Origin of the sequence: Ochrobactrum sp. SFR4 (assembly GCF_019730395.1) — a bacterium.
Lineage (GTDB): Bacteria > Pseudomonadota > Alphaproteobacteria > Rhizobiales > Rhizobiaceae > Pseudochrobactrum.
The window spans coordinates 1-798 of record NZ_JAAPBB010000070.1; the positions used below are offsets into that span (position 1 = coordinate 1).

Sequence of the window (798 nt, forward strand, 5' to 3'; positions counted from 1 at the left end):
CGCCGATGGCCGTCGGCGCGCCGGTCTTGTCTTTAAGATAGGCGGCGGCGGAAAAGTGATCGGCGTGCGGGTGCGTGTCGAGGATCCATTCGACCTCGTAGCCCTTCTCGGCAATGAACTTGAGAATATTGTCGGCATGCGTCGTGGCGGTCGCCGCCGACTTCTCGTCATAGTCGAGCACAGGATCGACGATGGCGCATTTTTTCGTCTCCGGGTCGGCGACGACATATTGGATCGACCAGGTGCGCGGATCGAAGAAGCCAGTGACTTCAGGCTTGGTTGTCATGGGATTTTTCCTCTTGCTCATTTCTTGCGACCGCCGAGCGGCTGACACTCACATAATATCGCTTACATTTTTTCGCAAGCATTATTTTATGATTGATAAATTTTGCCTTGCGAGCCTATTCCGCCGGCGTCGCGGGCACGGTTCGGGCGCTCTGCCAAAGCAGCGGCACGAGGATCAGCGCGACGGCCGGAAAGATCATCCAATTGATCGTCTGCCAGCCGGACGCATGCAGCAGCGCGCCGGCGAAAAAGGACGCCGCGGCTACCGTCCCGAAGATCAGGAAGTCGTTGGCTCCCTGCGCCTTTCCGCGCTCGGCCTCAGTATGACAATCCGTGACCATGGCGGTCGCGCCGATGAAGCCGAAATTCCAGCCGACGCCCAGAAGGATCAGCGACACGTAGAAATGGACGAGCTGCAATCCGGCGAGAGCGAAGACGGCCGAAATCGCAATCAGCAGGAGCCCGAACGCCGTCACTCGCTCCTTGCCAAAGCGAGCCATCAGATGGCCGGTG

Annotated in this window: 2 protein-coding genes; both read right to left on the reverse strand. The window is 58.9% G+C overall.

Annotation, left to right across the window (positions count from 1 at the left end; genetic code table 11):
- Positions 1–286: MBL fold metallo-hydrolase (locus HBA93_RS17885; RefSeq protein WP_221724189.1), on the reverse strand; the 286-nt coding region annotated here is incomplete at its 3' end.
- A 115-nt stretch (positions 287–401) separates the two neighbouring features.
- A partial coding sequence (locus HBA93_RS17890) for an MFS transporter (RefSeq protein ID WP_221724190.1) occupies positions 402–798 on the reverse strand: 397 nt, incomplete at its 5' end.